The following is a 21,516-nucleotide window of genomic DNA, read 5'->3' on the forward strand; positions in this document are numbered from 1 at the left end:
CCCCACAGCCGCACCCGGCACGACCCACGCCATACGTTCCGCCAACAGAATCGGTAACACTCGCATCATGATCGACGGCTCCCCCGACTTCCGCGACAGCGGCCTGCAGTTCCCCGATTCCTTCGTCTTCGGTTCCGCGACGGCCTCGTATCAGATCGAGGGTGCCGTCGACGAAGACGGCCGCGGCCCCTCGATCTGGGACACCTTCTCGCACACTCCGGGCGCGGTGCAGAACGGCGACACCGGCGATGTGGCCGACGATCATTACCACCGGCTCGAAGCCGACCTGGACTTGATCATGAGCCTGGGCCTGGACGCGTACAGGTTCTCGATCGCCTGGCCGCGCATCCAGCCGACCGGTCGCGGACCCGTGAACGCGGCCGGCCTTCACTTCTACGAACGACTCGTCGACGGACTGATCAAGCGCGGCGTGACCCCGGTGGCCACCCTGTACCACTGGGACCTGCCGCAGGCTCTGGAAGACGAGGGCGGCTGGACCAACCGCGACACCGCATACGCGTTCGCGGACTACGCGCGGCTCGTCGGCGCGGCACTCGGCGACCGGGTGCCGGTGTGGACCACCCTCAACGAACCGTGGTGCTCCGCCTTCCTCGGCCACGGCTCCGGCGAGCACGCACCTGGCCGGCAGGACAACGCCGCCGCCCTGACCGCCGCGCACCACCTCAACCTGGCCCACGGGCTCGGTGTGAGCGCGCTGCGGGAGGTCGTGCCCGCGACCGCGCAGATCTCGGTCACCCACAATCTGCACGTGATCCGCGGGGACGCCGACTCGGTGCGGCGCATCGAGGCCGTGGGCAACCGGATCTTCACTGGTCCGATGCTGCACGGCGCCTATCCCGCCGACCTGATCGAGGACACCGCCGCCATCACCGACTGGGCGTTCGTGCGGCCCGGCGACGAGGAGCTCATCCACCAGCCGATCGACGTGCTGGGCATCAACTACTACAACACCACCCTGGTGGGGCCGGCCGCGGGAGCGGCCCACGCGGCAGACTCGGCGGCGGGAGCCGCCTCGCGCGCTTCGGCCTTCCCCGGCACCGACGACATTCCCCGGCTCGACCAGCCCGGCCCGTTCACCGAAATGGACTGGAACATCGAACCCAGCGGGCTTCTGCAACTCCTCGAGGCGATGCGGGACGAGTTCCCCGGCCTGCCGCTGATGGTCACCGAGAACGGGGCGGCGTTCGAGGATGTCGTCACGATCGACGACCAGGGCGTGGCAGCGGTGCACGACGACAACCGGGTGGACTACCTGCGTCGGCACTTCACGGCGGCGCATCGTGCCATCCAGAACGGCGTCGACCTGCGCGGCTACTTCGTTTGGTCGCTGATGGATAACTTCGAGTGGGCCTACGGGTTCTCGAAGCGATTCGGTATCGTTCGGGTGGACTACGAGACCCAGGAGCGCACCCTCAAGGACAGCGCCCTCTGGTACCGCACGCTGATCGAAACCCGCCGGCTCCCCTAGCCGTTCGGGGCCGAGCGGTCCTCGTCCTTCGGATTCCGGCGCAGGTGCACGTCGGTGATGGTGACGTTCACCGCGACGATGTTCAGCTCGGTGTGGTGCAGCAGGGACGTCGTGATGGCCTCCCGCAGCTGCTGCGCGGTCTGCGGCATCCGCTCGCCCCAGAACATGCTCGCCTCGACGTTCACAGTGACCGGGCTGCCGGGGGTCGCCACGTCGCCCTCCAGGCGGCAGCGACCGATGAAGGTGCCGGCGACGGCGTCGCCGGCCGAACGGATCAGGCCCCTGACGGCGCCTTCGGTCAGGCTCAGGTCGGCCTTGGGTGAGGAGTGCGAGACCGGGATCGAGCGTCCCGCCCTGGCCTCCCGGTGGATGTTGCTGAGGATGCCGGTGACCCAGCTGTCGTCGCGTTCGGGCTCGGACGCGACGTCGTCGTCGAGGATGTTCTGGGCCATCGCCCGGAATCGGGTGAGCGCGTCGAAGGCGATCCGGTTTTCCGGCGCCCGGTTCAGGAAATCGTCCGTCGGGGACTCGCCGCGGTCCATGATTTCGCTGAGCTGCTCGAGGAGGTCGTTGTCGGCGTCGTCGTCGTGACGTGGTGTCATCGCCATTCCTCCATCTCCTGCATCAGCTTCTGCCTGGCCCTGGCCAGGAGACCGCGAACCGTCGACGGAGGCAAATCAAGTTCCTCGGCGATCTCGGCGTAACTGTGCCCGCCAATCTCCCGCAGCGTCCAACACTGCCGCTGCGCTTCGCTCAGAGTATCGAGTGCACGCGTGAGCCGCTCGCGCTGCGATGCCGCTTCGGCCCTCTGGTGGGGAGATTCCGACTCCGGTGCCGGCGCATCCCACTCCCCCAGGGGTTGGTCCTGCTTACGCGCACGAATGCGGTCGATCGCCTTGCGGCTGGTGATTCTCATGAGCCAGGCCTTCGTGGCGGCGGGGTCCTGCAACTCGGGCAGACGTTCCCAGGCGGTGATGAAGGTCTCCTGAACCACATCGTCGGAATCGCTGTTGGAGCCCAGAATGCGAGTGGCATAGGCGCGCATCAGCGGCCCGTGGCGGCGGACGAGCACCTCGAAAGCGCGCAGGTCGCCATCCGCGGCACGGGCGGCGAGTATCGAGTCTGCGGCGTCGCCCAGGGGCGCACGCTCCATCGACCCCGTACCTGCCACCGGAGACCTCTCTCTACTCAAGACCGATCTCGCCGGCGGATTTCGTGACGAACCGGCCGTGAGATGCGTCTGAACAGTATCAATGAGAATCGGCAAGAGAAAAATCGCCCACCGCACTCTTCGTGCAGCATAGTGACTATCTCACCATCCAGCTTTATTGTCACAGCAGTTCCGCGCCAGCGCGGTCGACGAGCACAGGAGCCCGCCTCATGACCAGCCTCACCCCCGATATCGGTTCGGTCCGCACCGATCTGCCCGCCGGCACATCGCGCGGCAGCACCGTCATCAACGATGCCGTTGTCGCCAAGATCGCCGGCCTCGCCGTCCGCGAGGTCACCGGTGTGCACGCCCTCGGCGGCGGCGCCGCTCGCGCCCTCGGTGCCATCCGCGATGCAATCGGCAGCACCGACCGCAGCCAGGGCGTGAGCGTCAAGGTCAACGGGCCGCACGTCGCCGTCGACCTGAGCATCGTGGCGGAGTACCCGCTGCCGCTGCAGCAGGTCGCCGACGATGCCCGGACCGCGATCATCGACGCCATCGAGACTCTCGTGGGCCTGGAAGTCACCGAGGTCAACGTCACCATCAACGACGTGCACCTGCCTGACGAAGCCGACGAGACCGACGAGGGTTCGCAGCCATGAGCGGTTCGAGCGTGACCGTCACCCCGCACGGCGCAAACCGCATTACCGCGCGCGCGATGACCAGACTGGTCTCGGCCGTGGCCGCCGACGCCCTCGCCGTGCAGCCCAGCCAGGTCAAGGTCGACGTGGCCGACGCGGCCGGCCGTCTGGACCTCACCGTGCGCACCCCTCTCCGCCTGCTGCCGCTCGACCGAGGCGAGACGGATACGTCGGTCGACGATGCCCTCGACCGGACCGAACGCGCGCAGCACGACATCCGCGGCACCGTGGCCACCCTCACCGGGGCGGACATCGCCGGGGTGACCGTGCGCCTCACCGGCGCCGGCAGTCGACCGCCCAAACCGGTGGACTGACCTCCCTCCCTCCGCACGACACCACAAAGGAACACCACGCCATGACCCGCACGATCCCCTCCTCGGCCCCCGGCACGCTCGCAGCGCGCCAGGCCGTTGCGGCACTGCAGCTGCGCCACCCGGCGGGCCGGGCCACCCGGTCCACGTACACTCAGCAGCCGCGCCGGGAGACCCCCTCGTCATGGTCGGTCGTTGCCATCGCTCTGGCTTCGGTCATCATCGCCGGATGCCTCTACTTCGGCGCCGAACTCGTCCTCGCGCTGCTCGACCGGCCCGCGCTGATCGCTGCCCCCGGCGATGTCCTGCGCTACCTGGGCCAGGTCAACCTGAGTACACCGGTCATGGTGATCCTGGTGGCGGGCGTTGGCACTGTGCTCGCGCTGGCGGCGCTGCTGCCCGAGCGTCAGGAACGACCCGAGGTTGAGGCCATCACCTACGACTCGTTGCGCCCGACGCTGCTGCCCACGGTCATGATCCGCCGCATGGACCTGTGACCGACCCAACAACCAATCCGACCATCCCGAACCACCCCCAAGAGAAAGAGAGAACACGATGAGTGCATCAGACAAGGCCGAGAACACCGCCCAGGACCTCAAGGGCAAGGCCAAGGAAACCCTCGGAAAGGTCACCAACGACGACTCCAAGGTCGCGGAGGGCCGGTCAGACCAGGCCGGCGCCAACCTCAAGCAGGCCGGCGAGAACGTCAAGGACGCGTTCAAGAAGTAGGCTCCTACCGGTCACCCGACCGGCGCCGCCGGAATCCCGGTTGTGCCGGTCGGACAGACCGCGTTTACGCGCATCTGGGCCGTCGCTTCCTCCGCCGTCCAGGGCAGCTCAAGCCCCGCATCCGATTGCCCCTCCGATACGGGCATCTCCGCTGCGATCGCCGCCAGGCGCTGCGCCAGGGCCAGGGCTAACTCCGCACCCGCGCTGGAATCGTTGACCATCACCACCACGGTCAGGCCGCTCTCCGGGTCGGAGAGCGTCGCCGACAGGAAACCGGGGATCGCGCCGCCGGCGCCGCGCATCGGGCCCAGCTGCTCCGCCCCCAGCCCGTATCGCCGCCACTGGGGGGGCGCCCTCTTCCCGCACGCTCCGCCACTGCTGTTCCGCTGCGTCTGGGGAGAGCAATCCTCCGGTGGCCAGCGCCTGCGACCAGGTCTTGAGATCAGCCAGGGTGGACACGGCCCCGCCGGCCACCCCGCTCATGGAGTTGGACAGCTGCGTGACATCGACCGGACGCGTGCAGTCCGGGGTGCCTTCGGTGTCGAGAGCGGCGGCCCATCCCCGCGGGTGGTCGCCGGGCAGGTCGAAGTCCTGCGGATCGGGATACGACGTGTCGCGCAGCCCCAACGGCTCGAACACGTACCGCCGGTAGAGTTCCGGCCAGCTGTCGCCCGTCGCCTCTTCCAGCGCCATCCCGAGAAGTTGCACGCCGGCGTCGGAAGGGTTCCACACCCGACCGGGCTGTCCGGTCCTGGTGGACCCGAGCCCGCCGGAGACGAGTTCGAGGGGCGGCCACTGTCGGGTGGGATTGTTGACGAACTGCGGCTCGAGGTTCGGCTGGCCGAGGCCGGCGGTGTGCTGGCACAGCTGACGCAGGGTGATGCCCTGCACCCCGGGCAGGCGGGTCAGGTATGACGACACGGGGTCGTCCAGGCCCACGCGCTTCTCATCCACGAGTCGGAGCAACACCGTGCAGGTCATCGCGCCCGTCAGGGTGCCGATGCGAAATCGCATGTCGGTGGTGAGCGCCCCGCCGCCGGCCGGACGGCCGGTGGTGGGGTCGATGCCGGAGCCCTCGGCACCCGGGCTCGCCAGCCACTGCCCCGCCCACGGCGCCCACACGCCGGCGATAGCGCCGGTCGCGCCGGCCAGGTCCATTCCCTCGGCCAGTGCGGCGTCGAGCGAAGCAACGGCCTCGGTGGCCAGTGCGCCCGACGCCGTATCCGGGCCGATGGGAAACAGTGCCGCCGCATCCACGCAACCCGGCAGGGGAAGCACCAGGGTCACCGTCAGGAGGGCCACCGCGGCCACCCCCGGCCGCCGGTGCCGCCGGCCCAGCACGTTCAGCCGGCTCAGCCGGCTCACGGTGCCGGTTCGGCTCCGCGGAAGTCCTCCCCGCTGTCGTGCCTTCTGACCTGTCATGACGACCCGCTGCCCATCCCGTGCCCCCTGCATTCCACCCCCGCGGGGAATGCCGGAAGAGCCCATTGCCGGGAGTGTACCCAGGGCGCGCGCCCGTCGCGCCCGCGGCGCCTAGAAGCCCAGTCGGTGCAATACTGGGCGCATGATCCGCGTAGGGACGGGTCGCTCGCGCGGCTTCACGGCCCGACGACTCGGCACAGTGTTTCTCGTAATGGTCGGCGCCGCAGTGACGCTGACCGCCTGCGGAGTACCGCTGATCCCCACCCTTGACCCGACGGACACCCCCACCGCCCTCCCCTCCGCAGCCCCGGTGCCCACGCCCACGCCCACGCCGTCGAGCGTCCCCTCGCCCGAGCCGACCGGCGGTCCCGGTTCGCCGGGGTCGCCGGGTGAACCGGGTGCCGCATCCGCGTGCACCACCGACAGGCTGTCTTTCGCCCTGCAGGAACGCCCGGCCGACAGCGGCGCGGGCAGCTTCTTCTGGGACCTCTCCGTGACCAACTCCGGCGCCGTCGCCTGCACCGCCAATGGATATCCCCGCGTGCAGTTGGTGTCCGCAGACACCGGTCAGCCCATTGGTGCCGCTTCGGGCCTGGAACCGCGTGCGGCGCCATCCGCCGTGCTGCTGCAGCCGGGCGATTCGGCGTTCAGCCTGCTGCACCTTACCCGGGCCGGAGTGTACGGCTGCCCACTCATCCCGGTCACCGAGCTCGCCGTGACGCCGCCGAACACCGACCAGAGCAGCCGGGTCGCCACCCCCAACCCCATCGACGGCTGCGCAGACCCCGCCATCCAGCTCGCGCGAACCGGCGCCTTCGCAGCGAGTCCGGTGGTCTTCTAGCCCGCGCTCATTCCGTGACCCCACCGGCCAACCCCTCGACGTCGGCCGCGAAGAACGCCTCTTCACCCCCGCACAACGCATCGCCCTAGCCGCCCGAGACGGCGGCTGCCGATGGGGCGACTGCGACAAACCACCCACCCTCACCGAAGCCCACCACATCCAACACTGGGCCCGGGACCACGGCAGCACCGACCTCCGGCTCGGCATCCTGCTCTGCAACCCCCACCACCGACTACTACACACCCGAGGCTGGCAAATCCTCGAACACCAGGACCAATACTGGCTACGACCACCGGCAACCATCGACCCCGGCCAAACACTCATCGAAATGCCCAGCAAGAACCCAGCCACGCAGTGAGCACCCGGGGCCTTCATATGGTTGGGCCGAATCGATGGGTTGTCCGGGAGGGGGTCAGGCGCCTTCGACGGCGGGGGTGACGCGCAGGCCCTCCATGAAACGGAGCACGTTCTCGTCGACGATGATGTCGCTCGGGCGCAACGGCCGGGTGAGGTAGAGGCCGTTCAGGCTGGTCAGCCGGCTCAGCGCCACATAGGTCTGGCCGGGGCTGAACACCCGGGTGCCGAGGTCGACGATCGCCCGCTCGTAGGTGGCGCCCTGCGACTTGTGGATCGTGACCGCCCAGGCCAGCCGCAGCGGGAACTGGGTGAACTCGGCCACGACGTCCTTGCTGAGCTTCTTCGTCGCCGCGTTGTAGGTGTACTTGAACTTCTCCCACACCGTGGGCTCCACCTCGTGGGTGGTGCCGTCGATGTCGACGTACACGGTGGAGTCGACCCGTGTCACGGTGCCGATGGTGCCGTTCACCCAGCGCGGACCCCCGTCGAGCGGGTTGTCGTTGCGGAGGAACATCACCTGGGCACCGACCTTGAGTTCGAGAACCTCGTCGGCCGGGTAGGTGCGTCCACCGAAGTCGCCGGTGACCTCGGCTTTGGCCGAGAGGGACTTGCCGGACAGCCGCTTGAGCGCGGCAGCGTTGATGCGATTGACCGCGTCATTGCGGGTGGCCAGCGTGATGACTCCCTCGCTCGGCGGGGTGCGGGCACCCGCACCGTTGAGTGCCCCACCGATCTCGGGCGTCACCTGGCCATAGCGCACCGCATTGAGCATCGTCTTGAAGCCGGCGTCGTGCTGGCGGTGGATCTCGGTGAGTTCGAAGATCTTCAGCTCGGCGCTCTGCCACACCTTCGCGTCGAAGAACCACATCGAGCGGTAGGTGTCGGCGAAGTAGGCACGTTCCTCGGGATCCCCCGGCACCGGAGCGAGCTGGTACGGGTCGCCGAAGAGCACGATCTGCACGCCGCCGAAGGTATCGTGCGGGCGCTGCCTGGCCTGACGGAGGCTGCGGTCGATGGCGTCCATCAGGTCGGCGTTGACCATGGAGACCTCGTCAATGACCACGGTGTCGATCGTGTTGAGCAGCTTGCGCAGTTGATCGTTCTGGTCGATCGCGTGATCGGCGATGACGCCGATCGGCAGCCGGAACAACGAGTGCAGGGTCTGACCGCCCACGTTCAGGGCGGCGACGCCGGTCGGCGCCGCGATGACGATCTGCTTACTGGTATTCCAGGAGAGGTGGTTGAGCAGCGTGGACTTACCGGTTCCGGCCCGACCGGTGACGAAGACGTTCTGCTTGGTGCCCTCGATGGCGGCGAACACCTCGGCCTGCTCGCGCGAAAGCGGAATTTCGGGGGGAAGCGCGGTCACAGGGAACTTTCGGTGGGATGCGGGGCGATGCGGCGCGAAGGCACGAGGAGCATCGCGTTTCCCTTCCACTGTAACCGTCCGGCCGGGCCCACAACCCGCGCCCCGGCCTGCCGGTGGATAACTCACCGAGCTCGGCCCGGTGCACCGGTCAGCCCGGCCCGCATCAAGCGGCGCAGCCGCACCGAGCTTGGAGGTGGTCCCCGTAGGATGTGGAGGTGAGCTACGGGGTCGGTAACGGGGTGCGGCGGGCGCGCTATCTGCGTGCCACGCTTGCGGTCTGCGTTATCTGCGCCCTGCTCGGCGCCGCCCTGGTCGCCACCATCGGCGCTCTCAACCGCGATCTGTACAGTGCCGGCGGGTTCGTGCGGCAGTACCTCGACGCGCTGGCCACGCACAACACCGACACCGCGCTGGCACTTCCCGGCGCCGAACCGACGGATGCCGACCTCGAAGCGGCCGGTCTCCCCCAAGACCTGCCGCGCACTCTGCTACGTCCGTCGGTGCTGGGCTCGATCACCGACATCGAATTCGTCAGCGACACGGCCAGCTCCGCGGACAGCGAGGTGGGCCAGAAGAGCCAGCACACCGTGGTGTTCGACTTCCGCCTGGACGGCACCGAGACCTCGATGGAGTTCACCGTGGAACGCCTCGGCACCGTTGCCGGCCTGTTCAGCACCTGGGGCTTCGCCGCGAGTCCCCTGGCGGTGCTGCAGGTGACGGTGCTGCACGAGGCCGACTTCTCGGTGAACGGACTCACCCTCGATACCCGGGCCCATGCGGCGGCCGACGCACCGATCACGTTCTCGAACCGGGGTGCGTACCTGGCCTTCGCTCCGGCGGTCTACGACATCTCCCACGATTCGACGTTACTGACCGCGCCCGTGCAGAGTGTGCCCGTCGTGGCCTCCGGTGCCGCCGACGTCACGGTGGACGCGGTGCCCAACACGACCTTCACCGGCCAGGTGCAGACCAAGCTCAATGAGTTCCTCGACGAGTGCGCCACCCAGCAGGTGCTGCAACCGTCGAACTGCCCCTTCGGCATCGAGATCGACAACAGGGTCAAGTCCGCCCCGGCATGGTCGATCGCGCAGTACCCGGAGGTCGTACTCACCGCCGGCGAGACGGCCTTCGACATGCCCAGCACCGGCGGCCAGGCTCACATCGTGGTCGACGTGCAGTCCCTGTACGACGGCGATCTGAGCACCCGCGATGAGGATGTCCCGTTCTCGGTGGCCCTCTCCGTCACGATCCAGCCCGACGGCGCCCTGGCCATCCAGCTGCGCTAGCGGCGGGTGCCGGCTCCGGGCCCGGTCCGGCGCTATCTGTCGTGCGCTGCCAGGCGTGCGAGGCGGTCGTTGTAGTCGTTGAGCTCGGCCTCGCCGGTGCGGTCGGCGTTGCGGTCCCGGCGCTTGGTTTCCTTGTCGTCGCTGCGGCCCCACTGGATGGCCACGATGATGGCCAATGCGATGGTGGGGATCTCGCCGACGCTCCAGGCGATCCCCCCGCCGGCCTGCTGGTCGGCCAGGGCGTTCAGCCCCCAGTCGCGGCCCATGGCGCCGTACCAGTCCGCGAGGAGCAGGCCGGTGCCGGTCATCAGGGCCAGGCCGAAGAAGGCGTGGAACGCCATGGTGCCCAGCAGCAGCAGCAGCCTGAACGTGTACGGCAGGCGGAACGGCACCGGGTCGATGCCGATCAGTGACTGCACGAAAAGGTACCCGGTGATCAGGAAGTGCACGATCATCCACTGGTGGCCGATGTGGTCCGTCGTCGCCCAGCTGAACAGCGACGTGTAGTAGAACACCCACAGCGACCCGGCGAAAAGCACCGCGGCCACGATCGGGTTCGAGATGATGCCGGCGAAGCGCGAGTGCACGGCCAGCAGGATCCACTCACGGGGGCCCCGGCTGCCGTCGCGGCGCATCCGGATGGCGCGGGCCGCCAGGGTGACCGGAGCGCCGGGAACCAGCAGCACCGGCACCAGCATCGTCAGGGCCATGTGCGCGAGCATGTGGGTGGAGAAGAGGTACTTCTCGTACACGTTCACGCCGCCGTTGGTGATGTAGAACAGGGTGACCATGCCCAGCGTCCAGAAAATGGTGCGGTGCAGCGGCCAGCTGTCGCCGCGGCGGCGCAGCCGCCGCACCCCGGCGAGGTAGAAGAAGATGCCGAACGCGCAGAACAGCACCCAGGCGAGATCGAAGTTCCACTCGGTGAAGTACCTGGCGAAGGTGAGCTCGGGCGGCAGGGGCTCGCCGGTGAGGATCTGCGCCGGGGTGGCGGTGGGGATCGCCGTGGTGACCACCTGGGCGACCGGGGTGGCCGTTCGTGCGAGGGCAGCGGCCACGCCGCTGGCCAGGCCCATGAACGCGATCTCGCCCACCACGAGCCACCAGAAGAAGGTGTCGGTGCGGCCGGCGCCGGTGCGCATCCGGCCGATCAGGTACCGGCGCTGCAGCACGCCGAAGCCGCCGAGCACGAGCAGCAGCGCCACCTTGGCGAGCACCAGGATGCCGTAGCCGGTGAGCAGCCGGTCCCAGCTGCCCACGCGCAGCTCGGCGCTGACGTAGCCGGAGGCGGCGACGACCACGAAGCTGACCAGCGCGAGGGTGGAATACCGGCCGACGACCTCACGCAGGCGCGCGGACGACAGCTGCTTGTGCAGCAGGATGATGGTGAGAATTCCGCCCAACCATACGGCTGCGAAGACCAGGTGCAGGCCCAGCGCCGTGATGGCCGCGTCATGGCCCTCGGCGCCGGCGGAGTGGCCCTGCTGGGCCATCGGCAGCAGCGCGAGCAGGGCGAGCACGGTGACGAAGACCAGCGCGGTCTGGTTGCGCACGGCGAAGCAGAGCACGGTGACGGCGGCGGCGATCAGGGTGGTGGACAGCCAAGCCTGGCCGAGCTCGATCTGGCTGAAGAACTGACCGACGGTGGCGCTGAAAGTGTCGTTGAAGCTGATCGTCGCGTTGGTCACCTGGAGGAAGGTGAGGAAGCCGGTGATCGCCGACGCGATGGTGAGGAAGGCGGCGGAGCCGGCGGCCAGGTCGATGGCGGTGCCGTACTCACGTTCCTTCGGGCTCAGGGCGAAACAGGTCAGGACCAGGGCACCGATGGTGCCGGCCGCGCCGAGGTTGACGAGCAGCTTGGCCACCGGAAGGCCCCATCGCACCACAGCGCCGGGATCGGCGAGCAGCTGGGCCTCGGCACCGCCGCCGTAGACCAGGCCCGCCACCGTCGCCACAATCGCGGCCAACAGCAGGGCTGCCGGCCCGATGATTCGCACATAACGGGACACCACTCCAGCTTAACCGGCGGGGGAAGCCGAACCCGCCGTGGCCGGCCACCGCGCAGCCGGGCGCCTTCGGGCGACGCCGGTTAACCAGCGGTGGGCGCCGACCGAAGTCGACGCCCACCGGCACTACAAAAGCTGAAACCTACTTGGCGGCAGCCTTGAGCTTGCTACCAGCGGTCAGCTTGACGCGGTGGCCGGCAGCAATGGCGATTTCTTCGCCGGTCTGCGGGTTGCGGCCGGTGCGAGCGGCGGTTGCGGTGCGCTCGACGCCGAGCCATCCCGGGATGGTGACCTTGCCGTCGTTCGCAACGGTGTCGGCGAGGGTTGCAAAGAAAGCGTTCAGAACGCCGTCGACAGCAGCCTGGCTCTGGCCAGAATCTGCGGCAACCTTGGCAACGAGCTCGGTCTTGTTCAGCGACTTGTCAGCCATTGAGTGTCCTCCTCGGACCTTCGTCTGTAAAAAAACAGGTATTCACGTGAAGCGGGCGACGTTGAGACAACGCCTCCGTTGGTCGGTTCGACCGCGTTGAATCTAGCATTGATCCGCGAGATTCCGCGGATTTACGGCGTTTCGGGACGCTTTGCCCGGCGGATTGGGGTGTGTTTGTGCTGTGCGCGAACTGTGCGCCCCCGTACGGGGACGACGGTGCCGTTCGGGCGCAGACGCAGAACAGGGGATGACCGACCGAAGTCGGGCATCCCCTGTTGATACTGCGCTGTTCGCAGTTACGCGATCAGTAGCTGGTTACCAGCTGGACTTGGTGATGCCGGGCAGCTCGCCGCGGTGCGCCATGTCGCGGAAACGTACGCGCGAGATGCCGAACTTGGAGAGGTGGCCACGGGGACGACCGTCAACCGCGTCGCGGTTGCGCAGGCGAACCGGCGAGGCGTTGCGGGGCAGCTTCTGGAGGCCCTTGCGAGCCTCTTCACGGGACTCGTCGGTGCCGGCCGGGTCGACAAGAGCCTTCTTCAGCTCGAGGCGCTTCGCGGCGTAACGCTCAACGATGACCTTGCGCTGGTTGTTCTTGGCAATCATGCTCTTCTTCGCCATTTTTAGCGCTCCTCACGGAAGTCAACGTGCTTGCGCACTACGGGGTCGTACTTCTTGAGTACGAGACGGTCGGGGTTGTTGCGACGGTTCTTCTTGGTCACGTAGGTGTAACCGGTTCCTGCCGTCGAACGCAGCTTGATGATCGGACGTACGTCCTGAGCCTTAGCCATTAGATTTTCTCCCCACGTGCGAGCAGGTCCTTGACGACCGACTCAATGCCGCGAGCATCAATAACCTTGATGCCCTTTGCCGAGAGGGTCAACGTGACGTTGCGGCGAAGCGACGGCACGAAGTACTTCTTGGTCTGCACGTTCGGGTCGAAACGACGCTTGGTGCGCCGGTGCGAGTGCGAAATGTTGTGTCCAAAGCCGGGAACGGCTCCGGTCACCTGGCAGGTTGCTGCCATGGTTTTCCTCCAATACCGAAGGGCGAATGCCCTTCCCAAGATCTCTTGTCGGCCGGTTCGCGTTGGATTCCACCCTGAAGCGGCCTGCCGAAAGGTGAGTTTCAGCGGCTGATTCGGTGGGAGGAAAAGTCACGAACAAGCAATGCACGCACAGATATGCGCAGCAGCTACCCAGCCTACGGGGTGGGGCGGTCTGATGCAAGCGCGGTGCACGCCGCGCACAGGCCGAAGATGTCGATGACGTGGGCGGCTTCGGTGAAACCGTGCTTGGCCGCCTCCTCGGTGGCCCAGTTCTCGATGGCGTCCACCTCAATCTCCACGGTGAGTCCGCAGTTGCGGCAGATCAGGTGGTGGTGGTGATCCGTGGTGCTGCACGCCCGGTACAGGCTCTCGCCGTCGGGCGACTGCAGCGAATCGGCGTCGCCCTCCAGTGCCAGGTCGGCGAGCGCACGGTAGACCGTGGCCAGGCCGATCGGGGAACCGCTGGTGTGCAGGGCCGAGTGCAGGCCCTGGGCGCTGACGAACCCCTCGACGCGGCCGAGCTCGGTGCGCACGGCCTCTCGCTGCCAGGTGTTTCGCTTCATGATTTCAACCGTAGCCCGGCGCGGACGGGAGTGGGAACGCCTCCGGCGCGCGCACGCAGTGAGCGTGCCCCCAGTGCGAGGAGGAAGCAGGCGGCGGCGGTGAGCGCGATGGCGGGCCCCGCCGCCACATCGAGAATGCGGGACAGCAACACGCCGACGACCCCGGATCCGGCGCCGATGAGAGGCGCGAGCAGGACGATGCCCGGCGCGGTCCGCATCACCAGTCGGGCGGCCGCGGCGGGGGCGGCGATCAGGGCGATGGCGAGGATGGCGCCCACCGCGGGCATCGCCGTCACGACAGTGGCGGCGATGAGCACCAGCGTGAGAAGTTCAATCGGCCACTCCCGGTACCCGGCCGCCCGGAAGCCGGTGCGGTCGAAGGTGGAGAACAGGATCTCCTTGCCGAAGAGAATGGCCGCGAGCACCGCCGCGGTCAGAACCGAGACGGCAAGAATCACGTCGCCGTCGGTGACGGTGAGGATGGAGCCGACCAGGTAGGACTCCACGTGCACGGGCAACGACGGGTTGAGTGCCTGAAGCAGCACACCGAGCGCGAACCCTGCGGTCAGCATGATGCCCGACGCCACCTGGCTGCCCTGGCGGCGCACCCGGCCGAGGAGGGTCATCACCGCCACGATCACGGCGCTGGCGACGGCGGCGCCCAGCGGGATGCTCACTCCCAGCAACGCCGCCGCGACGGCGCCGGGAAACGTGGCGTGGGTGAGCGCCTGGGCGAAGAAGGTGCGCCGGCGCAGCAGCACCAGGGTGCCGACCAGGCCGCTCAGCGCGCCGATGACGGCTGCGGCCAGCAGGGCCTTCTCGAAGTAGCCCATCAGGCGGTCACCGGTTCCGGATCGACGGCCGGCTGGGCGGGGCGGCGCATCCGGTCAACCGCGAGGCGGCCGAGGAGCACCAGCAGGTAGCCGGCCACGAGTACCAGCACCACGGTGGCGCCGCTGGGAAGGTCGATGCCGGCCGAGACGGAGGCTTCGAAGCCGAGCGTCAAGCCCACCCAGGCGCACAGGGCGGCGAAGCCGGCCGCGAGCGGGAAGAGAGCCCAAAGCCGCACCGTGACCAGCCGGGCGACGGCGCCGGGCACGATGAGTACGGCCAGGACGAGCAGATTGCCGACGGCGCTCGATGCGGCGACCACCACGAGCGCGATGGCGACGTTCAGGATCAGGTCGAGCAGCAGCGGCCGGTAGCCGGCCGCGGCGAACGCGGTGCGGTCGAAAGCCCGGAACACCTGCTGCTTGAGGGTGAGGCCCACCAGGAGCAGGGCGATCGCGCAGATGACCAGCGTCTGGGTCACCTCGGCGGCCGTGACCGTGAGCAGCCTGCCGAAGAGCAGCTGTTCGAGCTGGCCGGCATAGTTGGTCTGCCGGGAGACGACCAGGATGCCGATGCTGAACATGGCCGTGAAGACGATCGCGATCGCCGCATCCCCCGACACGGCGCGCCGGGTGATCACGGTGAGCACGACCGCGGCCAGGATGGCGGCGATCATGGCGCCGACGAAGAGTCCCTCGCGGCCGCCCCAGACGAAGCCGATGGCGATGCCCGGGAAGACCGAGTGGGTGAGACCGTCACTGATGAATTCGAGGCTGCGCAGGTTGACGAGCACGCCGACGATGCCGGCGACCAGGCTGAGGGCGAGCAGCACCACCAGCGCCCGCGCCATGAACGGCAGGGTGAACGCGGTGAAGAGGGGTCCGAGCAGGTCGGCCATTCAGTGGCCTTCGTGGCCGGGAACGACGAGCGTGTGCTGGTCCATCTCGACGCCGACCTCGTGGAAAGTGCGCTGCACGTTGTCGAGGGTGAGCACACTCTCGCGTGGTCCGAAGGCGACCTGGTTGCCGTTGAGCAGCAGCACTCGCTCGCAGACCGCGCGGGCCAGTTCGAGGTCATGGGTGGACACGAGCACGGCGACGCCCTCGGCTTTGAGCCGTTCGACGGTGCCGACGAGGGCCTCCCGGTTGGACTGGTCGAGCCCGTTGAAGGGTTCGTCGAGCAGAAGCAGCCGGGGGCCGGCCGCCACGGCGCGGGCGAGCAGGCCGCGCTGCTGTTGGCCGCCGGAGAGTTCGCCGAACCGGGTTTTGGCGAGGTGGTTGAGGCCGACAGTCTCCAGCGCCGCGGCCACGGCCTTGCGGTCCTTCCTGCCGGGCAGGCGCAGCCAGCCGAGCTCGCGGTAGCGGCCCATCATGACCACCTGTTCGAGACTGACCGGGAACTCGGGGTCGAGCTCGTCGGTCTGCGGCACGTAGCCGACGGTGCCGGCCGGGGCAGTGGCGTGGCCGAGCACCTCGACGGTGCCCTCGGTGCGGTGGATCAGGCCCAGGATGCCCTTGAGCAGGGTGGACTTGCCCGAGCCGTTCGGCCCGATCAGCGCGACGGCCTCACCGGGATGCAGATCGAAGTCGATGCCGGTCAGAGCCGGGGTCTGGGCGTAGGCGAACGAGGCCCCGGAGACGCGGAGGGCGAGCGGTGCGGGCATCCGCTGCTGAGAAGGGTTCTCGTTCACTGTTCAACTATTGCAGGTCGGCGGGTACGGCGCTGGGCGTCACACCCCAGGACTCGAGGATGAGGCGCACATTGTGCAGCTGGCTGGCGATGTAGGTGGCGCCGGCGCTGTCGGCCGGGCCCAGCGAATCGCCGTAAAGGGCGTCGTCTCCGGAGTACACCGCGACGCCGGCCTCTGCGGCGATGGTGTCGGCCGCCTTCGGGTTGATGGACGCCTCCGAGAAGACGGCCTTGACACCGGTGGTCTTGACGGCGGCCACGAGGGCGTCGATCTCGGCGGCGCTCGGCTCGGCGTTGTCGTCGAAGCTGGGGATGACGCTGCCGACATAGGTGATGCCGTAGGCGGCGGTGAAGTAGCCGAAGGCGTCGTGGTTGCTCACCAGTAGGCGCTCGCTGGACGGGACGGCGTCGACGTTCTCGCGGATCCAGCCATCCAGCTCGGCGAGCTGGGCGGTGTAGACGGCCTCGTTGGCCTCAAAGTCGGCGGCGTGGCTGGTGCTGGCACCGGCCAGGCCATCGGCGATGGTGGCGACCATGGCCTCGGCATTTTTCACGTCGGTCCAGATGTGCGGGTTGCCGCCGGCGTGGTCGTGGTCGTGCTCGGCCTCATCTTCGTGGCCGGCCTCCTCCTGCGCGGCCTCATCCTCGTGAGCGGCCTCCTCCTCGTGGCCGGCCTCGACACCCTGAATGGTGATGCCCTCATCGGAGTCGATGGTGACCCCGTCGAAGCCGGAAGCCTCGATGGCGTCGTCGAGCCACTCTTCGAGCCCGACGCCGTTGATCACGAGCACATCCGCCGCGCCCAGGGCGGTGAGGTCGGCGACCGACGGGTCGTAGCTGTGCGCGCTCTGGTTGGGCTGGATCAGCTGGGTGATCGTGACGCCGTCGGCGTCGCCGACGATGTTGCGGGTGAGGTCGGCGATCTGGGTGGTCGTGGCGACGACCTTGAGGTCACCGTCCGATCCCGCGGCGTTGGTGGCGGTCGTCGAGCATCCGGCCAGCACGAGGGCGGCGGAGGCGGCCAGGGCGGGGAGGAGGAGTCTGGGGGTCTTCACGATCGAAACGCTACGCCTATTGATAATGATTGTCAAAACCATTAGAGCCGATGGTGGCGGGTCAGAGGTGCCGCAGGTACCGCTCCGGGGCGTCGAGGAAGCCGGCCCAGTTGGTGACCAGGTCGAGATCGCGCCAGGCCATCTCGCGCAGCCCCCACTCGCCCACCTCGAGGATCCGGGCACCGGGCAGCGCGGCGAGCAACGGCGAGTGCGTCGACATGATCACCTGCGAACCGCCCGCGGCCAGCAGCTCCTTGAGGTGGCCGAGCAGCGCCAGGCAGCCCGAGAACGAGAGCGCGGATTCCGGCTCGTCGAGCACCCACAGGCCCCGGCCGCGGAACTTGTCGATAGCCAGCTCGAGGAACGATTCCCCGTGCGAGATCTCGTGGAAGCGCGGCTCAGGCCCACTGCCCGGGTTCTCCTCCAGGTAGGTGAAGAAGCCGTGCATGGTCTCGGCGCGCAGAAAGTAGCCGCGGCGGGTGCTGCCGCCGCTGCGCACCAGGCGCAGGTGGTCGTGGAGCGAGGATTCGCTGGGCCGGGTGGAGTTGCGTGCGCCGGTGGAGCCACCCTCCGGGGACAGACCCCAGGCCAGGGCGATGGCCTCCACGAGCGTGGACTTGCCGGCGCCGTTCTCTCCGACGAAGACCGTGGCCGGCCCCAGGTCGATTCCGGTCTCGAGCAGCTGGGCCACCGGCGGCAGGGTGGCTGGCCAGGTGTTCCTGGTCAGCGGATGCTGCGGGTCTTCCTCGATCCGACGCAAAGGTGTGCTCTCGAAGGCCATGCCCCATCCTCCCCCGCCGTGCCGCGATTCGCGCATCCGGTTCGCCGCCGTGCGGCGGCCCCGACTTGCGGCAAACACCCCCGTCAGCGGTGTCGAAGGGGGATTCTGCGGCAACTCGGGCGCTGCGCCCGACGGTGACATCGGGCACACTCCCGTTTCAGAGCCCGCACAGGGGGATAGTGCGGCAAGTCGCGGTGGCGACGCCCGCCGTCTACTCTGTTGCCATGAGAGCACGCGCCGGCAAGGGCACCGCCCCGCCCGCCGGGAGCCTGCCCGCACGCACTCGCCTCGGTCGGACCAGCCGGGCCGGCCGTGCTGACCGGTCGGTGCCGCCCGCCCCGGTGGCGATGCTGCGCCCGTGGCGGCTCGACGACGCGACCAGTCTGCAAACCGCCTTCACCGTGAGCGGCGACCTGGCCGCCCAGGTCGGTGCGATCGAGCTGTCGACGGTCGCGCGCTGCGAGAGTTTCATCACCGAGAACCTCGCCCCCGCGACGGTCTCGCGGCAGAACTTCGCGATCAGCCTCGACGGCGTCGCGGTGGGCAACGTGGGTGTGGGCAGCATGGAACACCGGCACGGAACCGGCTGGGTCTACTACTGGGTTTCGGCCGAGGCCAGGGGCCAGGGCCTGGCGACGCTCGCCCTCGCCTCGATCGCCGACTGGGCCTTCACCGAGCAGGGCCTGCACAGGCTGGAGCTCGGCCACCGCACCAACAATCCGGCCTCCTGCCGGGTCGCCACCACGGCGGGTTTCGCGGCCGAAGGCATCGAGCGGCAGAAACTGAAGTACGGCACCGAGCGCTTCGATGTGGAGACCCACGCCCGGCTCCGCACCGATCCGCGTCCCCCGGTCCGCCTCCTGTCCACCGTCACCTTCTAGGCCGGGTCGATGGACGAGCCGTCGTCAACAACGCCGTCAGCACCGCCGTCAGCACCGGCACCTGCCCGCGCGGCCGACCGACTCCTGGCGGTGGCTGGGTTGGCGAACGCCCGCGACCTGGGCGGCATCCCGTACCGCACCGGCGGTACGACCGCGGCGGGCGTGTTCTTCAGGTCGGAGAACCTGGACCAGACCACCCGCGCCGGCTGGGATCAGCTCTACGCGGCGGGCATCCGTACCGTCGTCGATCTGCGCCAACCCGGCGAGCGCGCCCAAGACAGCCAACCGCGACCGGACTGGCTCACCACGGTGCCCATCGACCTCGACGGGCTGGAGAACACCGCATTCTGGGCGGACTACTGGGACAACGGCCTGGTCGGCACCGCGCTGTACTACCTGCCGCACCTGGCCGCGATGCCGGAACGGTCGGGGGCCGCGCTGGCGGCGCTGGCCCGGGCGGCACCGGGCGGCGTGCTCTTCCACTGCGCGGCGGGCCGGGACCGCACCGGGCAGATCGCCCTCCTGCTGCTCACCATCGCCGGCGCCGAGCCCGAGGCCATCGTGGACGACTACCTGGAGACCGTGCGCCGCGGCGACCAACGGGCCGTCGCATCCGGCCGGGCACACGAGGAGGCCGAAAGCGAGGCGCTCTGCCGATCCTTCGGCACCACAACGGAGGGCGCCTTTCGCACGGCCCTGGCGGGCCTCGACCTGCCTGCAGTGCTCGCCGGGGCGGGCATCACCGACACCGAGCTGGCCACCCTGCGCAGCTGGCGACAGAGCCGCACGGTCTGAGCCGCGATGTCGCCGCGCCGCGCCGCCCCGCTTGAAGTGATCGAACGCCTGCGCGCGGCCGGCTGCGTCTTCGCCGAAGACGAGGCCCGGTTGCTGACGGCGGCCGCCGGAACACCGGCCGAACTGGAGCAACTGCTCGGCCTGCGCGAATCCGGTCTGCCGCTCGAACAGGTGCTCGGCTGGGTGGAGTTCTGCGGGCTGCGGATCATCGTCCGGCCGGGCGTTTTCGTGCCGCGTCGACGCACCGGCCTGCTGGTGCGGCGGGCGGCCCGGCTCCTCCGGCCCGGCTCTGTGGCGGTCGACATGTGCTGCGGCACAGGAGCCGTGGGGGCCGCACTGCTCGCTGGCGAGCCGGGGCTGACGCTTTACGCCGTAGACATCGACCCGGCGACGACGAACTGTGCCCGGGAGAACATCGAGCCGCTGGGCGGTATCGCCCTCACCGGCGACCTGTTTTCCCCACTGCCGCGCACCCTGCTCGGCCGGGTCGACGTCGTTGTGGCCAACGCCCCCTACGTGCCCACGGATGCGATAACTCGGATGCCGCCCGAGGCTCGGCTGCACGAGGCCAGGGTCGCTCTCGATGGCGGCCACGACGGCCACGACGTTCAGCGCCGGCTCGTGGCGGCGGCCCCGGAGTGGCTGTCCCCCGGGGGCCGGCTGCTCGTGGAGACCAGCGCCGGGCAGGCGCCGGAGACCCTCGCGATCTTCGCCCGGCACGGCCTCACCCCGCACGTCACACACTCCCGGGCGCTGGATGCCACCGTCGTGATCGGCATCCGTTCGGCGTGACCGGAGTCCGTCACCGGCCCCAGCGATCTCGCCAGGTGACCTACTCCAGGAGCAGCGCCGGCTCCTCGATGATGCTGGCCACGTCGGCCAGGAACCGGCTGGCCACGTCGCCGTCGACCACCCGGTGATCGAAGCTCGCGCCGATGGTGGTGACGAAGCGCGGGCGGACCTCGCCGTCGACGACCCAGGGCTTGAGCTTGATCGTGCCCAGCGCCACGATGCCGGCCTCGCCGGAGTTGAGGATCGGGGTGCCGGTGTCCATGCCGAAGACGCCGATGTTGGTGATCGTGATGGTGCCGTTGGCCATCTCGGCCGGGCTGGTCTTCCCGTCCCTGGCCGTGAGGGTGAGCTTCTCGAGGGCGCCGGCCAGCTCGAGCAGGCTCATGTCCTGGGCTTCCTTGATGTTGGGCACGATCAGCCCACGCGGGGTGGCCGCGGCGATGCCGAGGTTCACGTAGTGCTTGATCACGATCTCCTCGTCGGTGAAGACCGAGTTGACGGTGGGGTTGCGCCGCACGGCCCAGATCATGGCCTTGGCCATGATCAGCAGCGGCGACACCTTGACGCCGGCGAAATCGGTGGAGACCTTGAGCCGCTTGACGAACTCCATGGTGCGGGTGGCGTCCACGTCCACGAACAGGCTCACGTGCGGGGCGGTGAAGGCGCTGCGCACCATGGTCTGCGCGATCACCTTGCGCACGCCCTTCACGGGGATGTGCTCCTCGCGGTCGGTCGGCCACTCCGGCGTCTGGATGTTGCGGAACACGCTGGCCTGGGTGGCCTCGCGCAGCACGTCCTCGCGGGTGACGTCACCGAACCGGCCGGTGGGCTCCACCTGGCTGAGGTCGACGCCGAGGTCCTTGGCCAGCTTGCGGATCGGCGGCTTGGTGATCACCGGGCCGGCGGGGCGTGCCGGGGCGCCGGCCGGCTTGGCGGATACGGCGGGCGCGGGCGCCGGTCGAGCCGGCGGCGTCGCACGAGCCGGTCCCG

Annotated in this window: 26 protein-coding genes; 10 read left to right on the forward strand and 16 right to left on the reverse strand. The window is 68.9% G+C overall.

Going from position 1 to position 21,516, the window contains the following annotated elements; genetic code table 11:
• Positions 1-67: 67 nt before the first annotated feature.
• Positions 68-1,489 carry a GH1 family beta-glucosidase gene (locus tag E3O57_RS18435; RefSeq protein ID WP_103460173.1) on the forward strand — a complete coding sequence of 474 codons (1,422 nt, stop codon included), beginning with the start codon at positions 68-70 and terminating at the stop codon, positions 1,487-1,489.
• On the opposite strand, the gene E3O57_RS18440 is transcribed toward E3O57_RS18435, so the two are convergent.
• The gene (locus E3O57_RS18440) at positions 1,486-2,091 is read right to left on the reverse strand and encodes an Asp23/Gls24 family envelope stress response protein (RefSeq protein WP_165788004.1); all 606 of its coding nucleotides are present in this window, start codon (positions 2,089-2,091) and stop codon (positions 1,486-1,488) included. The genes E3O57_RS18435 and E3O57_RS18440 overlap by 4 nt on opposite strands.
• On the reverse strand, positions 2,088-2,642 hold the full coding sequence (locus tag E3O57_RS18445) for an RNA polymerase sigma factor (RefSeq protein ID WP_103480051.1): 555 nt from the start codon (positions 2,640-2,642) through the stop codon (positions 2,088-2,090). Before E3O57_RS18445 ends, E3O57_RS18440 begins: the two co-directional genes overlap by 4 nt.
• Positions 2,643-2,869: 227 nt before the next feature.
• On the opposite strand from E3O57_RS18445, the gene E3O57_RS18450 reads away from it, so the two are divergent.
• The 4 genes from E3O57_RS18450 to E3O57_RS18465 are packed head-to-tail and all read left to right on the forward strand — an operon-like array spanning position 2,870 to position 4,380.
• Positions 2,870-3,301 carry an Asp23/Gls24 family envelope stress response protein gene (locus tag E3O57_RS18450; protein ID WP_103460171.1) on the forward strand — a complete coding sequence of 144 codons (432 nt, stop codon included), beginning with the start codon at positions 2,870-2,872 and terminating at the stop codon, positions 3,299-3,301.
• Positions 3,298-3,654, forward strand: a complete 357-nt coding sequence (locus E3O57_RS18455) for a hypothetical protein (RefSeq protein WP_103480052.1) — start codon at positions 3,298-3,300, stop codon at positions 3,652-3,654. Before E3O57_RS18450 ends, E3O57_RS18455 begins: the two co-directional genes overlap by 4 nt.
• A 41-nt stretch (positions 3,655-3,695) precedes the next feature.
• Entirely contained in the window at positions 3,696-4,148 is a 453-nt protein-coding gene (locus tag E3O57_RS18460) for a hypothetical protein (RefSeq protein ID WP_103460169.1), read from the forward strand.
• Between the two features lie 58 nt (positions 4,149-4,206).
• Complete coding sequence (locus E3O57_RS18465) at positions 4,207-4,380, forward strand: CsbD family protein (RefSeq protein WP_088457734.1); 174 nt, start codon at positions 4,207-4,209, stop codon at positions 4,378-4,380.
• A 108-nt stretch (positions 4,381-4,488) separates the two neighbouring features.
• On the opposite strand, the gene E3O57_RS18470 is transcribed toward E3O57_RS18465, so the two are convergent.
• Positions 4,489-5,745 carry a serine hydrolase gene (locus tag E3O57_RS18470; RefSeq protein ID WP_165788005.1) on the reverse strand — a complete coding sequence of 419 codons (1,257 nt, stop codon included), beginning with the start codon at positions 5,743-5,745 and terminating at the stop codon, positions 4,489-4,491.
• A 199-nt stretch (positions 5,746-5,944) separates the two neighbouring features.
• Between E3O57_RS18470 and E3O57_RS18475 the strand changes: the two genes are divergently transcribed.
• Positions 5,945-6,643 carry a DUF4232 domain-containing protein gene (locus E3O57_RS18475; protein ID WP_103460167.1) on the forward strand — a complete coding sequence of 233 codons (699 nt, stop codon included), beginning with the start codon at positions 5,945-5,947 and terminating at the stop codon, positions 6,641-6,643.
• Positions 6,644-7,055: 412 nt separating this feature from the next.
• Here the strand turns inward: E3O57_RS18475 and E3O57_RS18480 are convergent, their stop codons facing one another.
• Positions 7,056-8,369: an ATP-dependent RecD-like DNA helicase gene (locus tag E3O57_RS18480; protein ID WP_240632306.1), complete on the reverse strand. Its 1,314-nt coding sequence runs from the start codon at positions 8,367-8,369 to the stop codon at positions 7,056-7,058.
• A 215-nt stretch (positions 8,370-8,584) separates the two neighbouring features.
• Here E3O57_RS18480 and E3O57_RS18485 point away from each other — a divergent pair, with 215 nt between their 5' ends.
• Positions 8,585-9,655, forward strand: coding sequence for a hypothetical protein (locus E3O57_RS18485; RefSeq protein ID WP_103460166.1), 1,071 nt, complete (start codon positions 8,585-8,587; stop codon positions 9,653-9,655).
• Positions 9,656-9,687: 32 nt separating this feature from the next.
• Here the strand turns inward: E3O57_RS18485 and E3O57_RS18490 are convergent, their stop codons facing one another.
• The 11 genes from E3O57_RS18490 to E3O57_RS18540 form a co-directional block, all read right to left on the reverse strand.
• A complete protein-coding gene (locus E3O57_RS18490; RefSeq protein WP_174776365.1) occupies positions 9,688-11,664 on the reverse strand; it encodes a cytochrome c oxidase assembly protein in 1,977 nt (658 codons plus the stop codon).
• Positions 11,665-11,803: 139 nt separating this feature from the next.
• Positions 11,804-12,091, reverse strand: coding sequence for an HU family DNA-binding protein (locus tag E3O57_RS18495; protein ID WP_066598601.1), 288 nt, complete (start codon positions 12,089-12,091; stop codon positions 11,804-11,806).
• Positions 12,092-12,406: 315 nt separating this feature from the next.
• The gene (gene rpsN / locus E3O57_RS18500; protein WP_035835254.1) at positions 12,407-12,712 is read right to left on the reverse strand and encodes a 30S ribosomal protein S14; all 306 of its coding nucleotides are present in this window, start codon (positions 12,710-12,712) and stop codon (positions 12,407-12,409) included.
• A 2-nt stretch (positions 12,713-12,714) separates the two neighbouring features.
• Positions 12,715-12,882 carry a 50S ribosomal protein L33 gene (rpmG, locus tag E3O57_RS18505; protein ID WP_066598602.1) on the reverse strand — a complete coding sequence of 56 codons (168 nt, stop codon included), beginning with the start codon at positions 12,880-12,882 and terminating at the stop codon, positions 12,715-12,717.
• Positions 12,882-13,118, reverse strand: a complete 237-nt coding sequence (gene rpmB / locus E3O57_RS18510; protein ID WP_066598603.1) for a 50S ribosomal protein L28 — start codon at positions 13,116-13,118, stop codon at positions 12,882-12,884. Before rpmB ends, rpmG begins: the two co-directional genes overlap by 1 nt.
• Before the next feature lie 176 nt (positions 13,119-13,294).
• Positions 13,295-13,705, reverse strand: a complete 411-nt coding sequence (locus E3O57_RS18515; RefSeq protein ID WP_103431325.1) for a Fur family transcriptional regulator — start codon at positions 13,703-13,705, stop codon at positions 13,295-13,297.
• Positions 13,699-14,535, reverse strand: coding sequence for a metal ABC transporter permease (locus tag E3O57_RS18520; RefSeq protein ID WP_103460165.1), 837 nt, complete (start codon positions 14,533-14,535; stop codon positions 13,699-13,701). Before E3O57_RS18520 ends, E3O57_RS18515 begins: the two co-directional genes overlap by 7 nt.
• Positions 14,535-15,431: a metal ABC transporter permease gene (locus E3O57_RS18525; protein ID WP_103460164.1), complete on the reverse strand. Its 897-nt coding sequence runs from the start codon at positions 15,429-15,431 to the stop codon at positions 14,535-14,537. Before E3O57_RS18525 ends, E3O57_RS18520 begins: the two co-directional genes overlap by 1 nt.
• Entirely contained in the window at positions 15,432-16,223 is a 792-nt protein-coding gene (locus tag E3O57_RS18530; RefSeq protein ID WP_241990501.1) for a metal ABC transporter ATP-binding protein, read from the reverse strand. It abuts the gene before it with no gap.
• Positions 16,224-16,230: 7 nt separating this feature from the next.
• Entirely contained in the window at positions 16,231-17,277 is a 1,047-nt protein-coding gene (locus E3O57_RS18535) for a metal ABC transporter substrate-binding protein (protein ID WP_241990502.1), read from the reverse strand.
• Between the two features lie 61 nt (positions 17,278-17,338).
• The gene (locus tag E3O57_RS18540) at positions 17,339-18,058 is read right to left on the reverse strand and encodes an AAA family ATPase (protein ID WP_103480055.1); all 720 of its coding nucleotides are present in this window, start codon (positions 18,056-18,058) and stop codon (positions 17,339-17,341) included.
• A gap of 224 nt (positions 18,059-18,282) precedes the next feature.
• Between E3O57_RS18540 and E3O57_RS18545 the strand changes: the two genes are divergently transcribed.
• The 3 genes from E3O57_RS18545 (at position 18,283) to E3O57_RS18555 (ending at position 20,526) form a co-directional block, all read left to right on the forward strand.
• Positions 18,283-18,939, forward strand: a complete 657-nt coding sequence (locus tag E3O57_RS18545; RefSeq protein WP_241990503.1) for a GNAT family N-acetyltransferase — start codon at positions 18,283-18,285, stop codon at positions 18,937-18,939.
• 90 nt (positions 18,940-19,029) lie between these two features.
• Positions 19,030-19,734, forward strand: a complete 705-nt coding sequence (locus tag E3O57_RS18550) for a tyrosine-protein phosphatase (protein ID WP_241990504.1) — start codon at positions 19,030-19,032, stop codon at positions 19,732-19,734.
• Between the two features lie 6 nt (positions 19,735-19,740).
• Complete coding sequence (locus E3O57_RS18555; protein ID WP_103480057.1) at positions 19,741-20,526, forward strand: putative protein N(5)-glutamine methyltransferase; 786 nt, start codon at positions 19,741-19,743, stop codon at positions 20,524-20,526.
• A gap of 40 nt (positions 20,527-20,566) precedes the next feature.
• Here the strand turns inward: E3O57_RS18555 and E3O57_RS18560 are convergent.
• Positions 20,567-21,516 (reverse strand): dihydrolipoamide acetyltransferase family protein (locus tag E3O57_RS18560; RefSeq protein WP_134456623.1); only part of this gene is annotated, 950 nt, incomplete at its 5' end.

Source organism: Cryobacterium sp. TMN-39-2 (assembly GCF_004402745.1).
GTDB lineage: Bacteria > Actinomycetota > Actinomycetes > Actinomycetales > Microbacteriaceae > Cryobacterium > Cryobacterium zongtaii.